Source organism: Chromobacterium subtsugae, assembly GCF_001676875.1.
Classification (GTDB): Bacteria; Pseudomonadota; Gammaproteobacteria; order Burkholderiales; family Chromobacteriaceae; genus Chromobacterium; species Chromobacterium subtsugae.
Genome location: NZ_JYKA01000007.1, coordinates 38,112 through 55,829, shown reverse-complemented (window position 1 = coordinate 55,829; position 17,718 = coordinate 38,112). Strand labels below are relative to the sequence as shown.

The window sequence follows — 17,718 nt, the reverse complement described above, 5'->3', positions numbered from 1 at the left end:
AAACGGGGAGGGGTGGGCAGCGGACGCCGGTCAGTCGCGGCGCCGTTTACTTGGGCGGGCTGGTGGGGCCGTTCGGCGCGTCGTGGATGTGGGAAACCAGGCTCTTGCCGCCGGCGTTCACGTCGCCGCTGGCGTTCATCGCGCCGGACAGTTTGATGTCGCCGCTGAAGCTGGCGCCGCCGCCGCCCTGCACCGCCAGGCCGCCGTTGCCGCTGATCTGGCCCTGGGCGACCAGCTGCTGGCTGGTTTGCAGCGTGGGCGTGGCGAAGGCGGCCTGCTGGTCGGCGTTCACCTGCATGGTTTGGCATTGGAGGGCGATGCTGTCGCTGGCCTTGACCTGCATGGTTTGGCAGTTCAGCACGAAGTGGTCGCAGGTGGCCTCGATGATCTTGCCGCGTTTGAGCACGATCTTGCTGCCTTCGTCGCTATACAGCGCCACTTCTCCCGGCTGCAGCGATTGCAGCCGGTAGCTGCCGTGCTCGGTGGCCAGCACCACGCTGTGGCTGGTGCGGCCACCCAGCGGCAGCACCATCGCCATGCTACCCGGCGGCGGGTTGGAGGTGTAGCCGTAGTGCTGGAACAGCTCGGCGTCCTGCAGCTGTTCGCCGGCCAGGCCTTCGGCCTGGGCGGTCTGCACCGCGCCCGCGCTGTCCACGTGGGTGAGCGCGGCGCGGAAGCCCTGGCGCACATTGCTGAAGGCGCGGCGGATGCGGTGGTCTACTTCATGCCACATGGGGTGTCTCCTGTCATTGTTTGCCGGCGCGCATCACCGGAATCCAGCATTTGTCTTCTTTCAGCGTCAGCCGGGTGACGCTGCCCTGGCCGCGGCCGCCTTCGAAGGTGCGCGCCATCAGGAAATAGACGCCGTTGATGCCGTGCGGCTCGCTTTCCACCTCGATGCGCTGCCCCGGCGTCCACAGCATGCCGCGGCTGTCGCGGTGGCCGGCCACGGTGGCGGACAGGGTGTAGCCGGCCAGGCGGGAGTCGGCCAGCATCTTGTCGGCGCGCGCCGCCAGCTCCGCCGGGCTGGCGGCGTCCGGCTCCACCTGGATGCGCGGCTTGTGGTAGCAGACGTCGGAATCGAAGCTGTGGTGCTTCATCGCGTGGCGGCCCGGCGTCAGCGCCTGGCCGTGGCCCTGGCCCAGCAGCGTCAATTCGGAGTAGCGCTGCGCGTGCGAGCGGGTTTCGGCCAGGCTGAGCAGATTGTTGCCCTGGCCGTCGCGGCGCAGGATCAGCCGCGCGCCGGCCGGCTGGCTGTAGTCCGGGCCGCCCACCACCAGGGTGCCGTCCGGGTCGAACCAGGCGCTCAGGCCGTTGGCCTGGGCGGCGCGGGTGAGCACGTCCCAGGCGCTGTTGCCGGGGTCCACGCTGATTTTTTCCAGCGGCCGGCTGCCTTTGGCGTCCACCCGTATCCGGGCGATGCCCAGCGGCTTCACCACGTTTTCCAGCACGTCGCGCAGCGTCATGTTCTTGGCGGTGAGCAGCGGCGCGCTGCAATCGAGCAGCATGCCGGCGAGGTCGCGGCCGGACAGCGCCAGTTGGTGGCTGCCGGCGGCGACGCTGTGGCTGATGTCGTCCACCCGGCCCATCAGCACGGTTTCCGCGCCCACCTGCACCTGGATCATCGCGCCCGGCTCCACTTCCGGCGGAAAGACGCCGCCGGGCAGGCCCAGCGCCACTTGCCAGCCGTCGGCGGGCACGGCGAGGTCGGAGTCGATCGAATAGTGGGTCCAGTCGCTGTGGCGGCGGCCGGCGATCTGCAGGCTGACGGCGTGGTCCGCCGCGGCGGGTTTAGCGGGCGTAGCCATGGATCACGGTCCCCGGAGTCAGGTGGTTGGGATAGGCCAGCTGCGGGTTGAGCCGCAGCAGCTCGTCGGCGCGGCCGCTGTCGCCGTACCACAGGTGGGCCAGCTGGCGCAGGTTGGCTTCGGCTTCCACCGCGCGTTCGATCAGCGGCGGCTTGGCGGCGATCAGGCCGGCGGCGCCCTGCTGCACCTGCAGGCCCAGCTCGCGCAGGCTGTCCACCACGCGGTAGGCGGCGTCGGCCGGCATATTGGCGCGCCATTGGTCGATGGCGGTTTGCAGCGAGCCGCGCACGTCGCCGGCGATCTGCTCCAGCGCCGGCGGCGTCAGCGTCGGCCGCTCGGCCTCGCTGCCGAAGATGCCGCTGGCGGCGCTGGCCAGCTTGGTGGCGACGTTCAGCTGCAGCAGCGCGTCTATCCGCTGCTGGTCGCTGCTCCACACGGTGAGGGCGGCGCTGGCGGTGAGCGGCGTGGTGTTCTGGCGTATCCGCTCCGGCAGGCCGTCCAGCCGGCGCCGCAGCGCATTCCAGTCGGCCAGGGTGGCGGCGGGCAGGCTGGCGGCGGTTTTCAACGCCGGCAGCGGGCCCAGGTCCAGCGCCTGGTCGAATTTCCAGTCGGCCACCTGGTCCACCAGTCCGTTCACCTCGCTGACGAAGGCTTGCGGATAGGCCAGCAGGTCGTTGACCTGGGCCACCGCCTGGTTGGCCATGTCGGCCAGCGCCTTCACCGTGGCGACCAGCTGCTGGCGCAGCGCGCCCAGCCTGGCCAGCGCGCCCTTGGCGGTGGCGACCAGTTCCTGGGCTTTGGCGTAGGCTTCGCCGGCCATGCCGCGCAGCTCGTCCACCTTGGCGTCGATGGCTTCGCTCTGCTGCAGCGGCTTGTGCTGCGCGAAGAAGGGATTGCCCGGCGTGGCCTCCACCCAGTTGATGTCCACGGCGCAGGAGTCGGGCGCGTCGGCGTCGTGGCTGATCTGGTAGTCCAGCACCTGGGCCTGCGGCATGCTGCCGAACACCGGGTGCACCAGCTCGCCCGGGCCGGCGGCGTCCAGTGCGGCGACGAATTCGCGCAGCCGGTCCTGATAGCCCTCGCCCCAGAACATCGCGTTGAGCGTCACCTTGCGCGCCTTGCGGCCCAGATCCTCGACATCGGCCCCGTCCTTGTACGGGTATTCGTGCATCGCCTGGTCGCGCTGGGCGCTGTCCTGGCTTTTCAGGCAATCGAAGCGCACGCCGCGGAAGCTGGCGTCCACCAGGGAGCCGGCGGCCGTGCCGGCGGACAGATTGAGGCTGAACATCAGCTCCTCCTTTGTTGTTGGCTGTTGGCGGCGTTGACGGCGGCGATGATGTTGCCGTGCTGGACGTCGACGACGACGCGTATGGGTTGAGTGAGTTGTGCAAGCGCTGAGCTGAGCTGGGCGATTAGAGCGGCAAGCTGAGAGTCTGAATTGCCGCCGGTTGATGGCGCCGGGATTTGTGTTTTATCGGTCTGGCCGTGGGGCGATAGCGTGGTGTCTTGCGCCGGTGTTTTCGTCTTATCGGGCATCTCATCGGCAACGGTTGAGAGCTGCCCTGAGGCATGTGTTTTGACTACCTGTTCTTCGGTTGCCGCCGCTACGTTTGGGTTCGGGTCTTTTTCGATGGCATTCGGCTCTGTGGCTGAATTGGTTGCAGGGGAAATCGAGTTGGCAATTCCCTTCTGCACAGGGGATTGCTGCTCGTTCAAGCCTAGAGCTGTATTTTTCTGCGGTGTTCTCTTTTGTATGTTTGGTGCTGAATTTGTTTTTTCTTTTTTATTGTCCGCGCTATTGGGTGTATTTTTGGGCTTTGCGCTGATTTTGTGGGGTTTTGGCGAGGGCGGTGAGTTTTTATCGGAAGGTAATGTGCTGCTTTTGGTTGTTTTCCCTCCTTCGGTGATGGCAGTCTCTGTTCCTAAATGGCGGCCGGTTTCTTTGTCATAATAATCCGCCGAGCTTATCGATTTTCCTTGAGTGTCAACGGTATTTACACCAATCAATTGGTTTTTCTTTTTGTCTTCTACCCATATTTGACTGGCATGGACTCCTTTGCCGTCAGTGGTATATTGCTTGTTGAATTCTTTTCCATCGGGAGCGAGGCCCCTTTTTATATTTTTCCTTCTGTCCTCTTGATTTTTTTTATTCTGTTCTTTTATTCTTCTATTGATATACCCAGTTTTCTCAGCATATTCCTGAGTTAGCTCGTCTGTGAGTTTTTCATCTTTTACCGGCTTGTATTTTTTCTCATTGCTTGATGCTAGCGAACCAACGCTGCGACTTTGCGTAGCCTCTTGAGGGGTGGCGTCATACCATTGATAGTTTTCACCATGCTTGGCAAGGAAGTACTTTCCACCATCTTTTTTTTCTATTGTTGGGGGCACGTCATCATTTGAAACGACATAGTTGAGTTGTTCCCTGGCGATCCGCTCCGCAATATCACCCATTTTTTGAGAGCCATACATGGCCCCATAGGTGCCTCCTGCGATTCCTCCTGCAACCGTTCCCTCCGGACCAATCAAGGATCCGCCTGCTGCTCCTAGTTTTCCACCAATTTCTCCACCTATCTTATCGCCAGCATATTCGCCAATAATTCTGGAGAGTTGGACTATAGCTTCATCATCGTTTCCAGCGATAACATGCTGGAGTACTTTGGTTGCATTATCAATATTCCCAAGTAGTTTCAGTCTGTCTTTTCCTGCTTTTGCCAAGGCGCCTGGTGCGGATAGCTCCCCATGTTCTTTGGTAATTGCATCTAGGAATCCCTCCAGTATCGATTTGGAATCTGATACTTGCTGATTAGAAAAAATACTCTTAGTTTCAGGAGGGGATGGATCGGAATTTTCCTGTGAGAATAACGTCTCCGCTATTTTTTGAGAGGATGTTTTGTCGGTAGATAATCTCTTGTCTTTTCCTCTGGAGTAGGTATTTTTAATGCTTGCCTTTTGTGGTTTTTTTTCAATTGGCATATGTGAAATTCCTTATGATTAAGTTGATAGAAACCACAGCGGGCAATTCCTCTGCAATTAATTAAAAAAAGATAAAAAATAGCTGGCCATCAAACGATGGCCAGCTACGACTTATTCGACCACCTTCCGCAGCGACATCAGCTTGATATCGCGGCGCGCTTCGCTTTCCACGCCGTATTTCTCGCCGACTTCCATCGTGAAGCAGTCGAGGTAGCTGGTGCGTTTGCCGCCGGCCAGCGGGAATTCGGTCAGCTTGGCGCCTTCGATCGCTTCCCAGTCCAGATCGCCGGTCAGCGGGATGGACACGGTGATGGACAGGTCGTACTCGGTGACGCCGCGGGAGAAGCCCTTGGCGCGGCCGCTGGAGTTCATCGTCTTCACCAGCTTGCGGCCGGTCTTGCTGCTGACGTTGAGGTCGATGACGTCGATTTCCTGGCCGTTCACTTCCAGGACGATGGAGCCTGCGTATTCTTTCAAAGCCATGGGATATTCCTTTTCGATGCGGGGAGGGAACCGGCCGGATGGCCCGGCCGGCGGAGGGTGGGAGAGGCTTACAGCAGCAGGTCGATGCGGCCGGCGAACACGTGCAGGCCGTTCACCACGTCAACCGGGATCTTGGCGTCCAGGCGGTTGGCGTCCTGCAGGTCGCGCTCGACGATCAGGCCGTCCTTGTTGGCGTCAACCTGTTCGATGATTTCCAGCTCTTCCAGCTTGTACAGCACGTCCAGCAGTTCGGAGCGCACCTTGGACGGCGTGCGGTCGGACAGCTTTTCACGCGGGAAGCGCAGCGCGATGCGCTCGCGGCAGGCGCGGCGGACGTAGTCCAGCGTGCGGATGGTGGTGATGTCCAGCAGCGACACGTCGTCCACGCCTTGCGCGTCCTTGGTGTAGGTGCTGATGGCGCGGACGATCTGCACGCGGTTGCCGGCGGCCACTTCCAGCGGGGTGACGCCGCTGTACAGCGCGCTTTCCTGCTCGGTGCGGCTGGTGCGGGACGCCAGGTCCACCACGTCCAGGCCTTTCAGCTCCAGCGTGTTGAGCGGACGGGCCGGATCTTCCTCGCTGGCCAGCACCGCGGCGTAAGCGGCGGCGATGTCGCCCGGCAGCTTGGCCGAGCCGCGATACCAGGCGGCGGTGATGCGGCCGCTGTCCAGTTTGGCGGACAGGGCTGCCGCGTCGGCCAGCGCGCCGACGGTGGCGATCACGCCGATGGCGCCGCGCTGTTCCAGCGGGCCGGAAACGAAGTCGAGGTGGGTGCGCAGCGCGGCCAGGGCGGCGTCGGTGTTGAACGGATTGACCACGATCTGGTGGCCGCCGCTGACCACCGCGGCCAGCGCCGGGGCGATGTCCGGGTCGCCGGCGCCGCCCTTCATCGGCGCGATGGCCACGGTCAGGCCGGCGATCTGTTCCTGCGCCTTCAGCGCGATGCCGTTGCCGATGCCGCCCTTGTGGCGGGCGGTGAGGGTCAGCACTTCCTTGGCGGCGGCGGCGCTTACCGGCAGGTCGGTCAGCTTGGCGATGGCGGCCTGGGCGTTGGCGGCGATCTTGGTGGCGTCGTCGCCGGCGGCGACGGCCACGTCGACGCGCACGGCGCCGATATAGAGGCTCATCACGCCGGCGGCGGCGGCCGGGCCGCTGAAGGTGAAGGAGCCGGCTGCCGGCACGCCGGCGGCGGCGTCGTCAACCGCGATCACGGTGAGTTGCAGATAGGGATTGGCGTTGATCGCGGCGCGGGCCATCAGGTGGGCGTAAGAACCGCGGCCGAAGGCCTGGGCGGCTTGTTCGTCGCTGAACACGTCCAGCGCCGACAGCGCCGGCTGGGTGGCGTTCTTGCCCGGATTGGCCGGATCGTCGGCCAGGCGCTGGCCGATCAGCAGCACGCGCTGCGGATTGCCCGGCAGGGTGCGTACCGCCAGCTTGGTGTTGAACTCGAAGTATTTGCCCGGTTTGCGGATGGATGCCGGAATTTGGTCGAAGCTGATGTTGGGGCTGGCCATGAGAGTGGGACTCCTGATGCTGCGGTTGGGTGAGAGTGCCGCGCCGGACGGCGCGGCGACGGGGAAACTGGGTGCTTACGGAGCCGGCTTGGGAGCGGGCTGGATGAGGGTGTCCTGGGCCTTGAGGGTGGGATTGCCGGCCAGGCTGTAGTTGAGCTGGGTGCTTTGCCAATCCTTGGCCGGGTCTTCCAGGCGGCCGCCAAAGGATCGGAACAGCGCGTCCGGGTCGGCGTCGCCTTGCGGCGCCGGCCAGCGGCCGTTGTCCAGCGCTTCGTCCAGCCAGTAGGTGGCGAAGTCGCAGGCCACCAAGCTCCAGGGCTGGCCGTCGCGCGGGGTCTGGCCCAGCGGGCGGACTTTTTCCGGCTGCAGCGGCTGGATGGCCAGGCCGAAATCCTGCGAGGCCAGCAGGCGGCGCACCGCGTATACCAGTTGCCAGACGCCGGCGCCGGCGTAGCCGGCATCGGCTTGCAGGCGGTCGCCGACGATGACGGTGAACTGCGCGTTGGCTTTGTAGCGTTGGCGCTGGCTGGCCTGCGGCGTGCTGGCGGCGATGCCGCCGGCCACGGTCCACAGCGCCGGCAGCCTGGCCAGCGCCTGCGTGTTGATGACGGGGCTGGCCTGGCCGGGGGTGAGGCGGCTGGCGTAGTCGCCGTGGGCCAGCTGCAGGCCGCACAGCGCGGTTTCGTCGAGGTCGGCCGCCACTTCGCGCACCATGCGGCCCAGGCCTTGGCGCAGGCGGTCGGCGATGGCGGTTTGCACGGAGATCAGCATGGACATGGAGCTTCCTTGAAAGGACGGAGAGGATGAGAGGGATTGTGAGGCGGGGCGGCGCCGGGGCTTAGCTGAGCGTTGTCAGTGCAGCGCGCGCTTGAGGAGTTCGCCGGCCAGGGTGACCAGCAGCGCCGACAGGGCGCCGGACAGCGCGCCGCTTTTGGCGGCCTGGACTTCCACGTCGCGCAGACGGCCGTCCAGTTCTTCCAGTTTTTTATCCTGTTTGGCGAGGTGGGCGACGATCATGTCCAGCTTGCCTTCGATGCGGCCCAGGGCCAGCAGATTGTCGTGTTCCACGTGAAACCTCCTCAGCGTTCCGCCAACTGTTGGCAGATCACGCAGCGGGTGCAGCTGGGCAGCGCGACGCGGCGGGCCTGCGGAATGGGATCGCCGCAGTCCTCGCAGTGGCTGTAGCCGCCGTGTTGCAGCTGCTGGAAATGGCGGGCGAGCGCTTGTTCGCGGAATTCGGTTTCCAGCTCGCTGGCGCGGTCGAAGAAGTCGGTCATGGCGTGGGCTCCTGTGGGGCGTAAAGTTGTTTCAGGGCGGCAAGGCGCTGTTCCAGTTGTTGGCACCAGGCGCCGTAATCGGCGGCGTGGGCGAGGAGGTCGGGCGCCGGTAGCCCGCCGCCGGCGCCGGCGGCTTGGCCGGCATTTCCAGCAGGTAGGGGCTGGGCGCCGGGCAGCTCGGCGGGATAGCCGAGGAGCTGGCGGTAGAGGCGCAGGCCGTCAGGGCCAAGGCCGGTAAAAGCGGAACCATCGTGGCGAGTGACATCGTCTATCCTTTGCGCTTGTTGGCGTTGCTGCGCTTGCCGCGCCTGTTGCTGCCGCAGCAGGCTGTCTTCCAGCTGATCGATGCGCTGGCGCCATTGCTGCTGTTGCATCAGCGCCGCTTGCTGCCGCTGTTCGGCGGCGCGGCTGTCGTCGGCTTGCAGTTGGGAAACGCTGGCTTGCAGCCGGGCCTGCCAATATTGGCCGCTGCGCTGGCTGCCCAGCGCGTAGCCGCCGGCGCCGGCGGCCAGCGGCAAGAGCAGACAGGCGCCCAGCCGCAGGGCGGCGGCGGGCATCATGCCGGGCTCCGGCCGCGATAGGCGGAGATCAGCCGCAGCGAGGCGGAGTAGCCGCCCACCACGCCCAGATAGATCAGCCACAGATCGGGCGTGAGGGTGCCGCGCCAGCCGTCGACGACGAACATCGCGGTGGCGGCGGCGCAGGCCACGTTGGCCCAAAGCCGGCTATGGCTGAGACGGCGGCTGTGCGGGCCGCGGACCAGGTCGGAAAGGCGCATGCTCATGTCTCCTGCGTCAGTTGGAAATGGGGATACTCGCGAAACGGCGCGTCGGCGGCGCCGTACCAGCGCAAGCCCAGCGCCAGGCCGATCTGGCCCATGACTTGCCAGTGAGGGTGGTCGGCGTCCCATACCGGCTTGCCGGCCTGCAGCGGCACCACGTCGAAGGCGAGGGCGGCCGGGCTGCCGTGCAGCATGGCGTTGTGGGCGGACTGGCCGGCGCGGGCGCGGGTGACGATGGGGCCGGGCTTGCTGCGGCCTTGCTGGTACAGGGCGTCCTGTTCGGCCGGGGAGCGCCAGGTGCAGGTGAGCAGCGGGTCGACTCCCTGGTCGCGGCAGCGGCGCAGAAAGGCTTCGGCCAGCGGTTGCAGTTGCGGGTGCAGATCGGAAATGGCGCGGCTGGCCATGCGGGGACTCCTTTGCCGGTGGATAATCAGTGCACCTCGTGCGGGGCCGGCGGGGTTTTCAGCACGCGCCAGATCATGCGGTCGCTGAGGCGGTAGCGCATCGCCAGCAGGCCGACGGCTTCGTTGGCGCCCAGGCCGTCGATCAGCAGCGCGTCGAAGTCGCGGATCAGCTGCTGGTTGCGCGCCTGGCGCAGCGCCTGGCTGCAGCGCGGGATGTAGAGGATGTCGCCGCCGAAGTGGCGGGTCAGCAGTTCCGCGGCGTCCTGGCCGATCACGTCCACCAGCGCGGCGAAGCGCAACTGGCCGGCGCGGCTCTGGTTCTTGGAAAACGGCAGGGTGGTGCCGCCCAGCGCCTGCACCAATTGCAGGGTGCGCGGCATGCCTATCAGCTGGGCGACCAGTTGCATGGTGGCGGGAAGAGCGGGAAAGTGCGCAGTAGCGTTCATCGCGGATACTCCTTGGGTCCCAAATGGCCTTGGCAGACATGAAGTTCTAAAAGAGTTATAATTCGAGCAGAGGCCGGCATGCGCTGCGTCCCTCCGGTTGTAGAATCTGTTTTGGAACCGTAGTAATCACCCTGTCCATCATGGTTCTAAACAAAGACTTTATTAAATTTGTGTAACTTGTTATGCAGTATGGTTGCCATTTTAAGCTGTATTTTAGAACTGAGCAAGCGATGGAATGTCACTATCGGTGTCAGTCGCAGTCGACGGGGTGTTCATGAAATAGTACTCTGACGGATGGCTTTGGCCATGATCGAGTTCTGATGGAGTTCTATATGGAAAATTCCTTGCAGCAGCCCGACTTCCGGCAACGGCTGGAACTGCTGATCGGTGCGGAAAAGCCTTATGCCTGGGCGGCCCGCATGGGCATCAACAAGGGTTCGTTCACCAATATGTGGTACAAGGGCGGCGTGCCGCGGCTGGCCACGGCGCAGAAGATCGCCAGCAGCAGCGGCTGCCGGCTGGAGTGGCTGCTCCATGGCGAGGAGCCGGCCCAGGCCGATGCCGCTGCCGGCGCGGCGGCGGAAGAGATCGCGGTCGAGGCCGCGCGTTTGGAACCGATGCGCGGGTCGGAGGACGAGCATTTCGTTCCGGACGGCGTGCGCGAGGAGTTCTGTTTCATCCCGCGTTATAACCTGAGGGCGTCGGCCGGCTTTGGAACCGCCGCCTGCGACGAACAGCCGCTGTTCTATATGGCGTTTCGCCGCTATTGGGTGAAAAACCACCTGAACGCCTCGCCGCGCGACCTGGCGGTGATCAGCGTCAAGGGCGACAGCATGAGCGGCGTGCTGGAAGACCGCGACACCATCCTGATCAACACCGCGGAACGCCATCCCGGCGAAGGTTTGTTCGTGATCCGCATCGGCGAGGACATCTTCGTCAAGCAGCTGCAGCGGCTGCCGGGCGGCGCGGTGCAGGTGAAGAGCGCCAATCCGCTGTATGAAACCTTTACCGTGGACCTGGCGCGCGCCGCCGGGGAATTCGAGGTCATCGGCCGGGTGGTGTGGTTCGGCAGGCAGATCGCCTGAGCGCCGCCTCCCGGCGCGATGAAGTAAACTGACAAGCTGATACTGGAGACCGCAACCGCTATGAAATCACATATCCACGCCAGCCTCAGCGAGGCCAAGTCGGCGCTCGACAACCTGCTGGACAATGCCGAGGCGTTGGCCGGCATCGAGGCCGCGGGCGCGGCCATCATCGCCGCGCTGGAAGCGGGCGGCCGGGTGTTTTCCTGCGGCAACGGCGGCTCGATGTGCGACGCGATGCACTTCGCCGAGGAACTGACCGGCCGCTACCGCAATAACCGCCGCGGCATGGCCGCCATCGCCATCAGCGACCCCAGCCACATCAGCTGCGTGGGCAACGACTACGGTTACGACGAGATCTTCGCCCGCTACCTGGAAAGCCACGCCCGCGCCGGCGACGTGCTGCTGGGGCTGAGCACCAGCGGCAACAGCCGCAACATCGTCCGCGCCGCCGAAACCGCGCGCGAATTGGGGGTCAAGGTGATCATCCTCACCGGCCGCGCCGGCACCAAGCTGGAGCCGCTGGCCGACGTTTACGTCAACACCCCCGGCGGCCAGTACGCCGACCGGGTGCAGGAACTGCACATCAAGGTGCTGCACATCCTGATCGAGCTGACCGAGCGCCACTTCTTCCCGGAAAACTATTGAGGCGATGATGCCCGCCGCCGCGCGGCGCGTCGAAGCTGACCCGCTTCAGCGTCGCCGGGGCGGGTGTGTCATTCGGCGTTGAGAAAGGCACCGATGCGGCGGTAGACCAGCTGGCACACCTCCGGCACCAGCGCCTCCATGTTGAGAAAGGCGTGCATCTGGTCGTCCAGGTGCAGCTGCTCGACCTGGGCGCCGGCGGCTTTCAGCTGGTTGCCGTATTGCAGGCCCTGGTCGCGCAGCGGGTCGCGTCCGGCGGTGATCAGCAGCGTGGCGGGCGGATTCGGCGCGGCTGGCCAATACAGCGGCGAGGCTTGGCGGCGATCCTCGTCATGCTGGAAGTACTGGTCGAAATACCACTCGGTGCGATTGGCGGTGAGAAAATAGCCGTCGCCGTTCTCGGCCACCGATGGCTGGGCCAGCGTGTAATCGACGCAAGGGTAGATCAACACCTGGCGGGCGATGCCCGGCTCGGCGCCGTCAGCCGCAGCCTTGCCGCTCAGGCTGGCGCATAGCGCGCCGCCGGCCGAATCGCCGGCCAGCGCCAGCTGCCTGCGATAGGGCAGCCGGCGTTCATCCAGCACATCCCACACGCCCTTCACCACGCTGGCGGCGTCGTTCAGGCCGGCCGGGTAGGGGTTTTCCGGCGCCAGCCGGTATTCGGCCGCCACCACGATATGGCGGCTGGCGGCCGCCAGCCGGCGGCAGATCGGATCGTAGACGCTGACGCTGCCGGCCATGTGGCCGCCGCCGTGCAGGAAAACCAGCACCGGCAGCGGCCGGCGCGGTTCCGGGTGGTAGATGCGCACCGGCACGCGGTATTCGCCGCCCGGGGCCAGATCGTCGTTGACCCAGGCGATGGCGGGGCCGGCGGCGACTTGCTGGCGGGTCAATTCGGCCAGCGCTTCGCGCGCGCCGATGGCGGTGGCCTTGTAGCCCGCGTCCGCCTTCTGCTTGAGGGCGAGGTTGTATTCGGCCAGCCAGGGCTGCAGATTGGGGTGGAGGGGGTGCATGGTCGGCTCCTGCGCGCGGTCGCGTGGCGCGAGATATCCTCAATCTATACCACTGACATTTAAACGGCAATTTTGATGACCTGTTTCCAGGTCACGGGGTCAACCGAACAACAAGTCCAGCAAGCCGGGCTTGCTGCGGGCGCGCAATGGGCCGCTGCCCTGCAGCAGGCTGTCTATCAGGCCGCTGTCGGCGCGCGGCTGCCGGGCCTTGACCGGGTCGCGGTTGCCCGACGGGGCGAGCGATAGCTGGCCGTTGCCGCGGCGCAGCCGGTAGCCGCCGGCGCAGCTGGGACAGAAGATCTCGTCGCCATCGGCCGCGCTGCCGGGCACCGCGATGATGGGGCCGCAGGCCAGGCAGCTCTGCATCGGAATGCCCGGCTCGCTGTGGCCCAGCACCCCGTCCAGCCGGCCGCTGCGCCCCAGCTGGATGAAGCGGCTGCCCAATTCCTGGTCGAACTGGCGGCCCAGGTTTTCTTCCAGGATGGCCAGCGCTTTTGGCAGCGGCATGCCCTGGCGGTAGGGGCGGGTGCTGGTCATCGCGTCGAAGGCGTCGGTGATGCCTACGATGCGCGCCACCAGCGGGATGGCCTTGCCGGCCAGCCGCTGCGGGTAGCCGTTGCCGTCGGGGGTTTCGTGGTGGCATAGCACCGCGTCCATCACCAGTTCGGCCAACGGGTGGTCGCGCAGCAGATCGGCGCCGACGCGCGGATGGGTCTTGATCACCTCGTATTCCTCGTCGCTGAGCCGGTCCGGCTTGTTCAGCACCGCGTCCGGCACGCCTATCTTGCCCAGGTCGTGCAGGAAACCGCCCAGCGCGATGCGTTCCACTTCCGGCTGCGGCAGATGCAGGTCTTCGGCCAGCAGATGGCTGTAGCGCGACACGCGCCACAGGTGGCCGCCGGTGTAGGCGTCGCGGGCTTCGACCAGCATGGCCATCGTATACAGGGTTTTCAGCAGTTCGCGGCTGGCTTGCATGGCGTCCTCACTAGCGGGTGGCGGGCAGTTTCAATATGGCATACGGGGGTAAAACGCGCGGCGGCGGCATCCGCGTGCTGCGCTGGCGATAAGGCGACAATAAATCGAGCGTTTAATCTAATTTTTACCGCAACGTCATGATTCGCCATATACAAAATTCATATTCTCTTCTTAATGTAGCTGCTGCGTGTCATTAGTCGGACGCGCGGCCGTTCCATTACACCTACACGGAGGAGAACGCATGAAATCGTGGTTGCTGCTGGGTTTGACCCTGTCTTCGCTGGCTGTCGCCGGCAATGAACCTGTTCAGCCGGATGCCCGCTACGGCCGCATCCTGTCGCCGTCCGGCCCGCTCAGCCGCGCCGAGCTGCTCAAGCAAGGCCTGCCCAAGGCCAAGCCGGCGGCCGCTCGCCTCAGCGCCGCCGCGGTGCCCGGTCCGGCCACCTACACCTATCTGCGCTGCTACTACCGCACCGGCGCCGGCAATACCCAGCCGACCACCGACTACGTCTGGGCGCTGGATCCCTCCAGCGGCGATTACTACCGGCTGAACGGCCACTGGTGGTCCAGCAGCATCCTGGACTGGAAGAACATGTTCTACAGCGACGCGACGCAGGACGCGCTGCGTTCGGTCTGCCAGGGCACGCTGGCCAAGAAGGGCATCAACCAGGCGCCGGCGATGGTGTTCGCCGCCGACAACGCCATGTCCTTCAACTACACGGTGTGGAGCAATGACCAGGCCGGGCAGGGCAGCCGCATCAACAAGATCATCGCCTTCGGCGATAGCCTGTCCGACAACCAGAACGTCTATAACGCCTCGCAGTGGACGCTGCCCAACCGCAACAGCTGGTTCATCGGCCACTTCAGCAACGGCCCGGTGTGGGTGGAGTACCTGGCGTCGCGGCTGCAGCTGCCGCTGTACAACTGGGCGATAGGCGGCGCGGGCGTGACCACGCAGAAGCTGGTGATTCCGGGCGTGGTGCAGCAGGTGCAGTCCTGGCAGCAGTACATGCAGCAGGCGCCCAACTACAATCCGGCCACCACGCTGTTCACCATGTGGATAGGCGGCAACGATCTGGTCAACTACGGCAGCACGCCGGACAAGGTGATCGCCGGCCAGCAGCAGGCGCTGACGAATCTGATCGGCTCCGGCGCCCGCAACATCCTGCTGCTGAAGCTGCCCGACGTGTCGCGCGCGCCGGTGTTCCAGCTGAAGAGCGGCGGCGCCACGGTGGCGGCGCAGGTGCTGGACTACAACCAGAAGCTGGACGCGCTGGCCGTTTCGCTGCGCCAGCAGTACGGCGTCAATATCCAGGTGTTCGACAGCTACGCGCTGTTCGGCGATCTGCTGACCAATCCGGCCAAGTACCAGGTGAGCAACACCACCCAGTCCTGCCTCAACATCAACACCGATTCGTCGCTGAACTACATGCAAAGCCAGTCGCCGCGCGCCAACTGCGGCAATGCCGACACCTTCGTGTTTTGGGACACGCTGCATCCGACCACCCATACCCATCTGCTGCTGGGCAATGCGGTGGCCGACTTCCTGAACGCGTCCGGCAGCGCCTTCCCGGCGCTGAAGACGCTGCGCTAAGGGCATGAAGCGGGCGGCGCGCTTGGTGCGCCGCCCGCCAGGGCTTACAATCCGGGTTTTACCGGCCGCGGCGCATGCCGCGGCCCGGCCTGGAACCGAACCGAAAGTCCCCATGTCCACCCTGACCGAACTCCTCAGCCGCGCCGCCGCGGCGCGCGCCGAATTGATAGAGCGCCTGGCCGCCGAAGACACCAACTGCTACCGGCTGTTCCACGGCAGCGTGGAAGGCGCGTCCGGCCTGACCGTAGACCGCTACGGCGAGCAGATCCTGGTGCAGAGCTTCCACCAGCCGCTGAGCGAGGAAGAGCTGGCCGAGATCCGCGCTTACTACCGGCAAACGCTGCCGGAGCTGGCGCTGGTCTACAACGACCGCAGCGAATCCCATTCCCGCATCCGCAACGCGCTGCCGCTGGCCGAACAGGCGGTAGCCGAACAGGACGTCGCCATCCGCGAGAACGGCGTGGCCTTCCATTACCAGGCGCGCCACAAGGGCCAGGACCCCTGGCTATTCCTCGACCTGCGCGCCGCGCGCCGCCGCGTGATGCAGCTGGCTGAAGGCAAGAGCGTGCTCAACCTGTTCTCCTACACCTGCGGCGTCGGCGTGGCGGCGGCCAAGGCCGGCGCCAGCTTCGTGCTGAACGTCGATTTCGCCGAATCCAGCCTCAGCGTCGGCCGCGCCAACGCCAAGCTGAACCTGCTGGCCACCCGGCCGCGCTGCCTGCACAGCGACGTGTTCGCCGCGCTGCGCCAGCTGTCGGGCCTGGGCCAGGCGGAGCGGGTGCGCGGCAAGAAGATGCCGCCCTTCCCCAAGCTGGAGGCGCGCCAGTTCGACCTGGTGTTCCTCGACCCGCCGCGCTACTCCAAGAGCCCGTTCGGCGTGGTGGACCTGGTCAACGACTATCAGGCGCTGTTCAAGCCCGCCTTGCTGGCCACCGCGGCCGGCGGCGCGCTGATTTGTTGCAATAATGTTGCAGAAGTGAATGGCGAAACCTGGCTGGAAGCCTTGAAGCGCAGCGCGGCGAAAGCCGGCCGCGAGGTGCGTGCGGCGGAGTGGATCGCTCCCGACGCCGACTTTCCCAGCGCCGACGGCAAACCCCCGCTGAAGATAGTCCTGCTGCACGTTTGAGACGCATTCTCATTTGTTGCGAGCTGAAAAAGCCGCCCTATGCCAGGGCGGCTTTTTCTCGGTTTGATCCAGGACAATTTGCGATTAAATCAGTTAATTTGTTTAAAATTAACGTTTTATTTTAAATATATTTGCTTGGTATGATGTTTGACACGGGGCCCCGCACCTGCCCGGACGGCATGTCGGCGCAGGCGGCGAGAGAGCTATCCCGTTGATAAAAAAACAAGGTACCGGGTGAATACATGAAAACAAGCATCATTTTGTCCCTGCTGTTGGGCGCGCTGGCTTCCGGCCAGGCGCTGGCGCAGGCGGAGCAGCCGCCCAGCGACGAGCTGGACGGCGTCGTCTCCGCCGGCAAACCGTTGTCGGGCAGCGAGGCGCGCGCCGCGGCCGGCCAGGCCAAGCCGCAGCCGGGCAGCGCCACCTACACGTATCTGCGCTGCTATTACCGCAAGAGTCCGGTGGCCAACCAGCCGCAGACCGACTACGTGTGGGCCACCGATCCGTCCAGCGGCGACTACTACCGCGTCAACGGCTACTGGTGGTCGGGCAGCTTCGTCGCGCTGAAGAACATGTTCTACAGCGATACCAGCCAGGACACGCTGCGTTCGGTGTGCCAGCAGACGCTGGCCAAGCAGGGCGTCAACCGTCCGCTGGCGTTGTTCGCCGCCGCCAACAACGTGATGTCGTACAACCACACCATCTGGACGCTGGACAGCGCGAGCCAAGGCAACGCGATCAACCGCATGGTGGTGTTCGGCGACAGCCTGTCCGACACCCAGAACATGTACGGCGCCTCGCAATGGCGGCTGCCGGTGGCCAGCAGCTGGTACGTCGGCCGCTTCAGCAACGGCCGGGTGTGGGTCGAGCATCTGGCCGACCAGCTGAAGCTGCCGTTTTACAACTGGGCGATAGGCGGTTCCGCCGCCGACAGCCATCTGGTGGTGCCGGGCCTGTTGCAGCAGGTGGACTCCTGGGCCCAGTACATGCAGAAGGCGCCGGGCTACCGTCCGGAAAACACGCTGTTCACCATGCTGATCGGCGGCAACGACCTGCTCAACTACGGCCGCGCCGTCGATCAGGTGATCGCCGACCAGGGCAAGGCGCTGGACAAGATCATCGCCGCCGGCGGCCGCAACATCGTGGTGCTGACGCTGCCCGACCTGTCGCGCACGCCGTCCGGCTCGGCCGGCGGCAAGGCGGCGCAGCTGGCGCAGCAGGTGAAGGACTACAACGCCAAGCTGGCGACGCTGGTGGCCAATCTGAAGCAGAAGCACGGCACGGCGCTCAAGCTCAGCCTGTTCGACGCTTACGGCATGTTCAACGACCTGCTGACGAATCCGGCCAAGTACCAGGTGAGCAACACCACCCAGCCCTGCCTGAACGTGGCGGCCAACGCCAGCCTGCCCTACATTTCGTCGCAGACGCCGCGGCCGGAGTGCGCGAATGCCGACGCCTACGTGTTCTGGGACAATCTGCACCCGACCACGCACACCCATGTGCTGTTGGGCCAGATGGTGGCCGACTTCCTGCGCCAGCAGAATCTGAACCTGTCGGCGCAGGCGCGCAAGCGCTGATCCGCCCAGTTTGGGAAACA

At 64.9% G+C, this 17,718-nt stretch carries 20 protein-coding genes; 5 read left to right on the top strand and 15 right to left on the bottom strand.

Going from position 1 to position 17,718, the window contains the following annotated elements; all coding sequences use genetic code 11:
* Positions 1-46 precede the first annotated feature (46 nt).
* From MY55_RS11270 to MY55_RS11205, 13 genes are all read right to left on the bottom strand, one after another.
* On the bottom strand, positions 47-733 hold the full coding sequence (locus MY55_RS11270; RefSeq protein WP_043575056.1) for a phage baseplate assembly protein V: 687 nt from the start codon (positions 731-733) through the stop codon (positions 47-49).
* Between the two features lie 13 nt (positions 734-746).
* Positions 747-1,808 carry a phage baseplate assembly protein gene (locus tag MY55_RS11265; RefSeq protein ID WP_043575058.1) on the bottom strand — a complete coding sequence of 354 codons (1,062 nt, stop codon included), beginning with the start codon at positions 1,806-1,808 and terminating at the stop codon, positions 747-749.
* Positions 1,792-3,096, bottom strand: a complete 1,305-nt coding sequence (locus MY55_RS11260) for a DNA circularization protein (RefSeq protein ID WP_065202370.1) — start codon at positions 3,094-3,096, stop codon at positions 1,792-1,794. The genes MY55_RS11265 and MY55_RS11260 overlap by 17 nt, the downstream gene beginning before the upstream one ends.
* A complete protein-coding gene (locus MY55_RS23435) occupies positions 3,096-4,781 on the bottom strand; it encodes a hypothetical protein (RefSeq protein ID WP_157889289.1) in 1,686 nt (561 codons plus the stop codon). The genes MY55_RS11260 and MY55_RS23435 overlap by 1 nt, the downstream gene beginning before the upstream one ends.
* A 111-nt stretch (positions 4,782-4,892) precedes the next feature.
* The gene (locus MY55_RS11245) at positions 4,893-5,264 is read right to left on the bottom strand and encodes a hypothetical protein (RefSeq protein WP_047248199.1); all 372 of its coding nucleotides are present in this window, start codon (positions 5,262-5,264) and stop codon (positions 4,893-4,895) included.
* A 68-nt stretch (positions 5,265-5,332) separates the two neighbouring features.
* Entirely contained in the window at positions 5,333-6,778 is a 1,446-nt protein-coding gene (locus MY55_RS11240; protein ID WP_047248200.1) for a phage tail sheath C-terminal domain-containing protein, read from the bottom strand.
* A 75-nt stretch (positions 6,779-6,853) separates the two neighbouring features.
* The gene (locus tag MY55_RS11235) at positions 6,854-7,555 is read right to left on the bottom strand and encodes a DUF1834 family protein (protein ID WP_065202368.1); all 702 of its coding nucleotides are present in this window, start codon (positions 7,553-7,555) and stop codon (positions 6,854-6,856) included.
* Positions 7,556-7,630: 75 nt separating this feature from the next.
* Complete coding sequence (locus tag MY55_RS11230; RefSeq protein WP_043575072.1) at positions 7,631-7,846, bottom strand: hypothetical protein; 216 nt, start codon at positions 7,844-7,846, stop codon at positions 7,631-7,633.
* A gap of 11 nt (positions 7,847-7,857) precedes the next feature.
* Positions 7,858-8,055, bottom strand: a complete 198-nt coding sequence (locus tag MY55_RS11225; RefSeq protein WP_043575075.1) for a TraR/DksA family transcriptional regulator — start codon at positions 8,053-8,055, stop codon at positions 7,858-7,860.
* Positions 8,052-8,615, bottom strand: a complete 564-nt coding sequence (locus tag MY55_RS11220; RefSeq protein WP_081284674.1) for a hypothetical protein — start codon at positions 8,613-8,615, stop codon at positions 8,052-8,054. The genes MY55_RS11225 and MY55_RS11220 overlap by 4 nt, the downstream gene beginning before the upstream one ends.
* On the bottom strand, positions 8,612-8,833 hold the full coding sequence (locus MY55_RS11215) for a hypothetical protein (RefSeq protein WP_043575077.1): 222 nt from the start codon (positions 8,831-8,833) through the stop codon (positions 8,612-8,614). Before MY55_RS11215 ends, MY55_RS11220 begins: the two co-directional genes overlap by 4 nt.
* Positions 8,834-8,835: 2 nt before the next feature.
* Positions 8,836-9,240 (bottom strand): M15 family metallopeptidase, encoded by a 405-nt coding sequence (locus MY55_RS11210; RefSeq protein ID WP_065202367.1) that lies wholly within the window; start codon positions 9,238-9,240, stop codon positions 8,836-8,838.
* A 26-nt stretch (positions 9,241-9,266) separates the two neighbouring features.
* The gene (locus MY55_RS11205) at positions 9,267-9,686 is read right to left on the bottom strand and encodes a Mor transcription activator family protein (RefSeq protein WP_043575082.1); all 420 of its coding nucleotides are present in this window, start codon (positions 9,684-9,686) and stop codon (positions 9,267-9,269) included.
* A 332-nt stretch (positions 9,687-10,018) separates the two neighbouring features.
* On the opposite strand from MY55_RS11205, the gene MY55_RS11200 reads away from it, so the two are divergent.
* Both MY55_RS11200 and gmhA read left to right on the top strand, forming a co-directional pair.
* Positions 10,019-10,771: a S24 family peptidase gene (locus tag MY55_RS11200; protein ID WP_065202401.1), complete on the top strand. Its 753-nt coding sequence runs from the start codon at positions 10,019-10,021 to the stop codon at positions 10,769-10,771.
* 60 nt (positions 10,772-10,831) lie between these two features.
* Complete coding sequence (gene gmhA, locus MY55_RS11195) at positions 10,832-11,416, top strand: D-sedoheptulose 7-phosphate isomerase (protein ID WP_043575085.1); 585 nt, start codon at positions 10,832-10,834, stop codon at positions 11,414-11,416.
* A 68-nt stretch (positions 11,417-11,484) separates the two neighbouring features.
* On the opposite strand, the gene MY55_RS11190 is transcribed toward gmhA, so the two are convergent.
* Positions 11,485-12,426 (bottom strand): alpha/beta hydrolase, encoded by a 942-nt coding sequence (locus MY55_RS11190; RefSeq protein ID WP_065202366.1) that lies wholly within the window; start codon positions 12,424-12,426, stop codon positions 11,485-11,487.
* A gap of 99 nt (positions 12,427-12,525) precedes the next feature.
* Positions 12,526-13,401: an HD domain-containing phosphohydrolase gene (locus MY55_RS11185; RefSeq protein WP_043575089.1), complete on the bottom strand. Its 876-nt coding sequence runs from the start codon at positions 13,399-13,401 to the stop codon at positions 12,526-12,528.
* A gap of 241 nt (positions 13,402-13,642) precedes the next feature.
* Between MY55_RS11185 and MY55_RS11180 the strand changes: the two genes are divergently transcribed.
* From MY55_RS11180 to MY55_RS11170, 3 genes are all read left to right on the top strand, one after another.
* A complete protein-coding gene (locus MY55_RS11180) occupies positions 13,643-14,995 on the top strand; it encodes an SGNH/GDSL hydrolase family protein (RefSeq protein WP_230623360.1) in 1,353 nt (450 codons plus the stop codon).
* A 112-nt stretch (positions 14,996-15,107) separates the two neighbouring features.
* On the top strand, positions 15,108-16,121 hold the full coding sequence (locus MY55_RS11175; RefSeq protein WP_043575092.1) for a class I SAM-dependent rRNA methyltransferase: 1,014 nt from the start codon (positions 15,108-15,110) through the stop codon (positions 16,119-16,121).
* 242 nt (positions 16,122-16,363) lie between these two features.
* Entirely contained in the window at positions 16,364-17,698 is a 1,335-nt protein-coding gene (locus MY55_RS11170; RefSeq protein WP_230623361.1) for an SGNH/GDSL hydrolase family protein, read from the top strand.
* Positions 17,699-17,718: the final 20 nt, after the last annotated feature.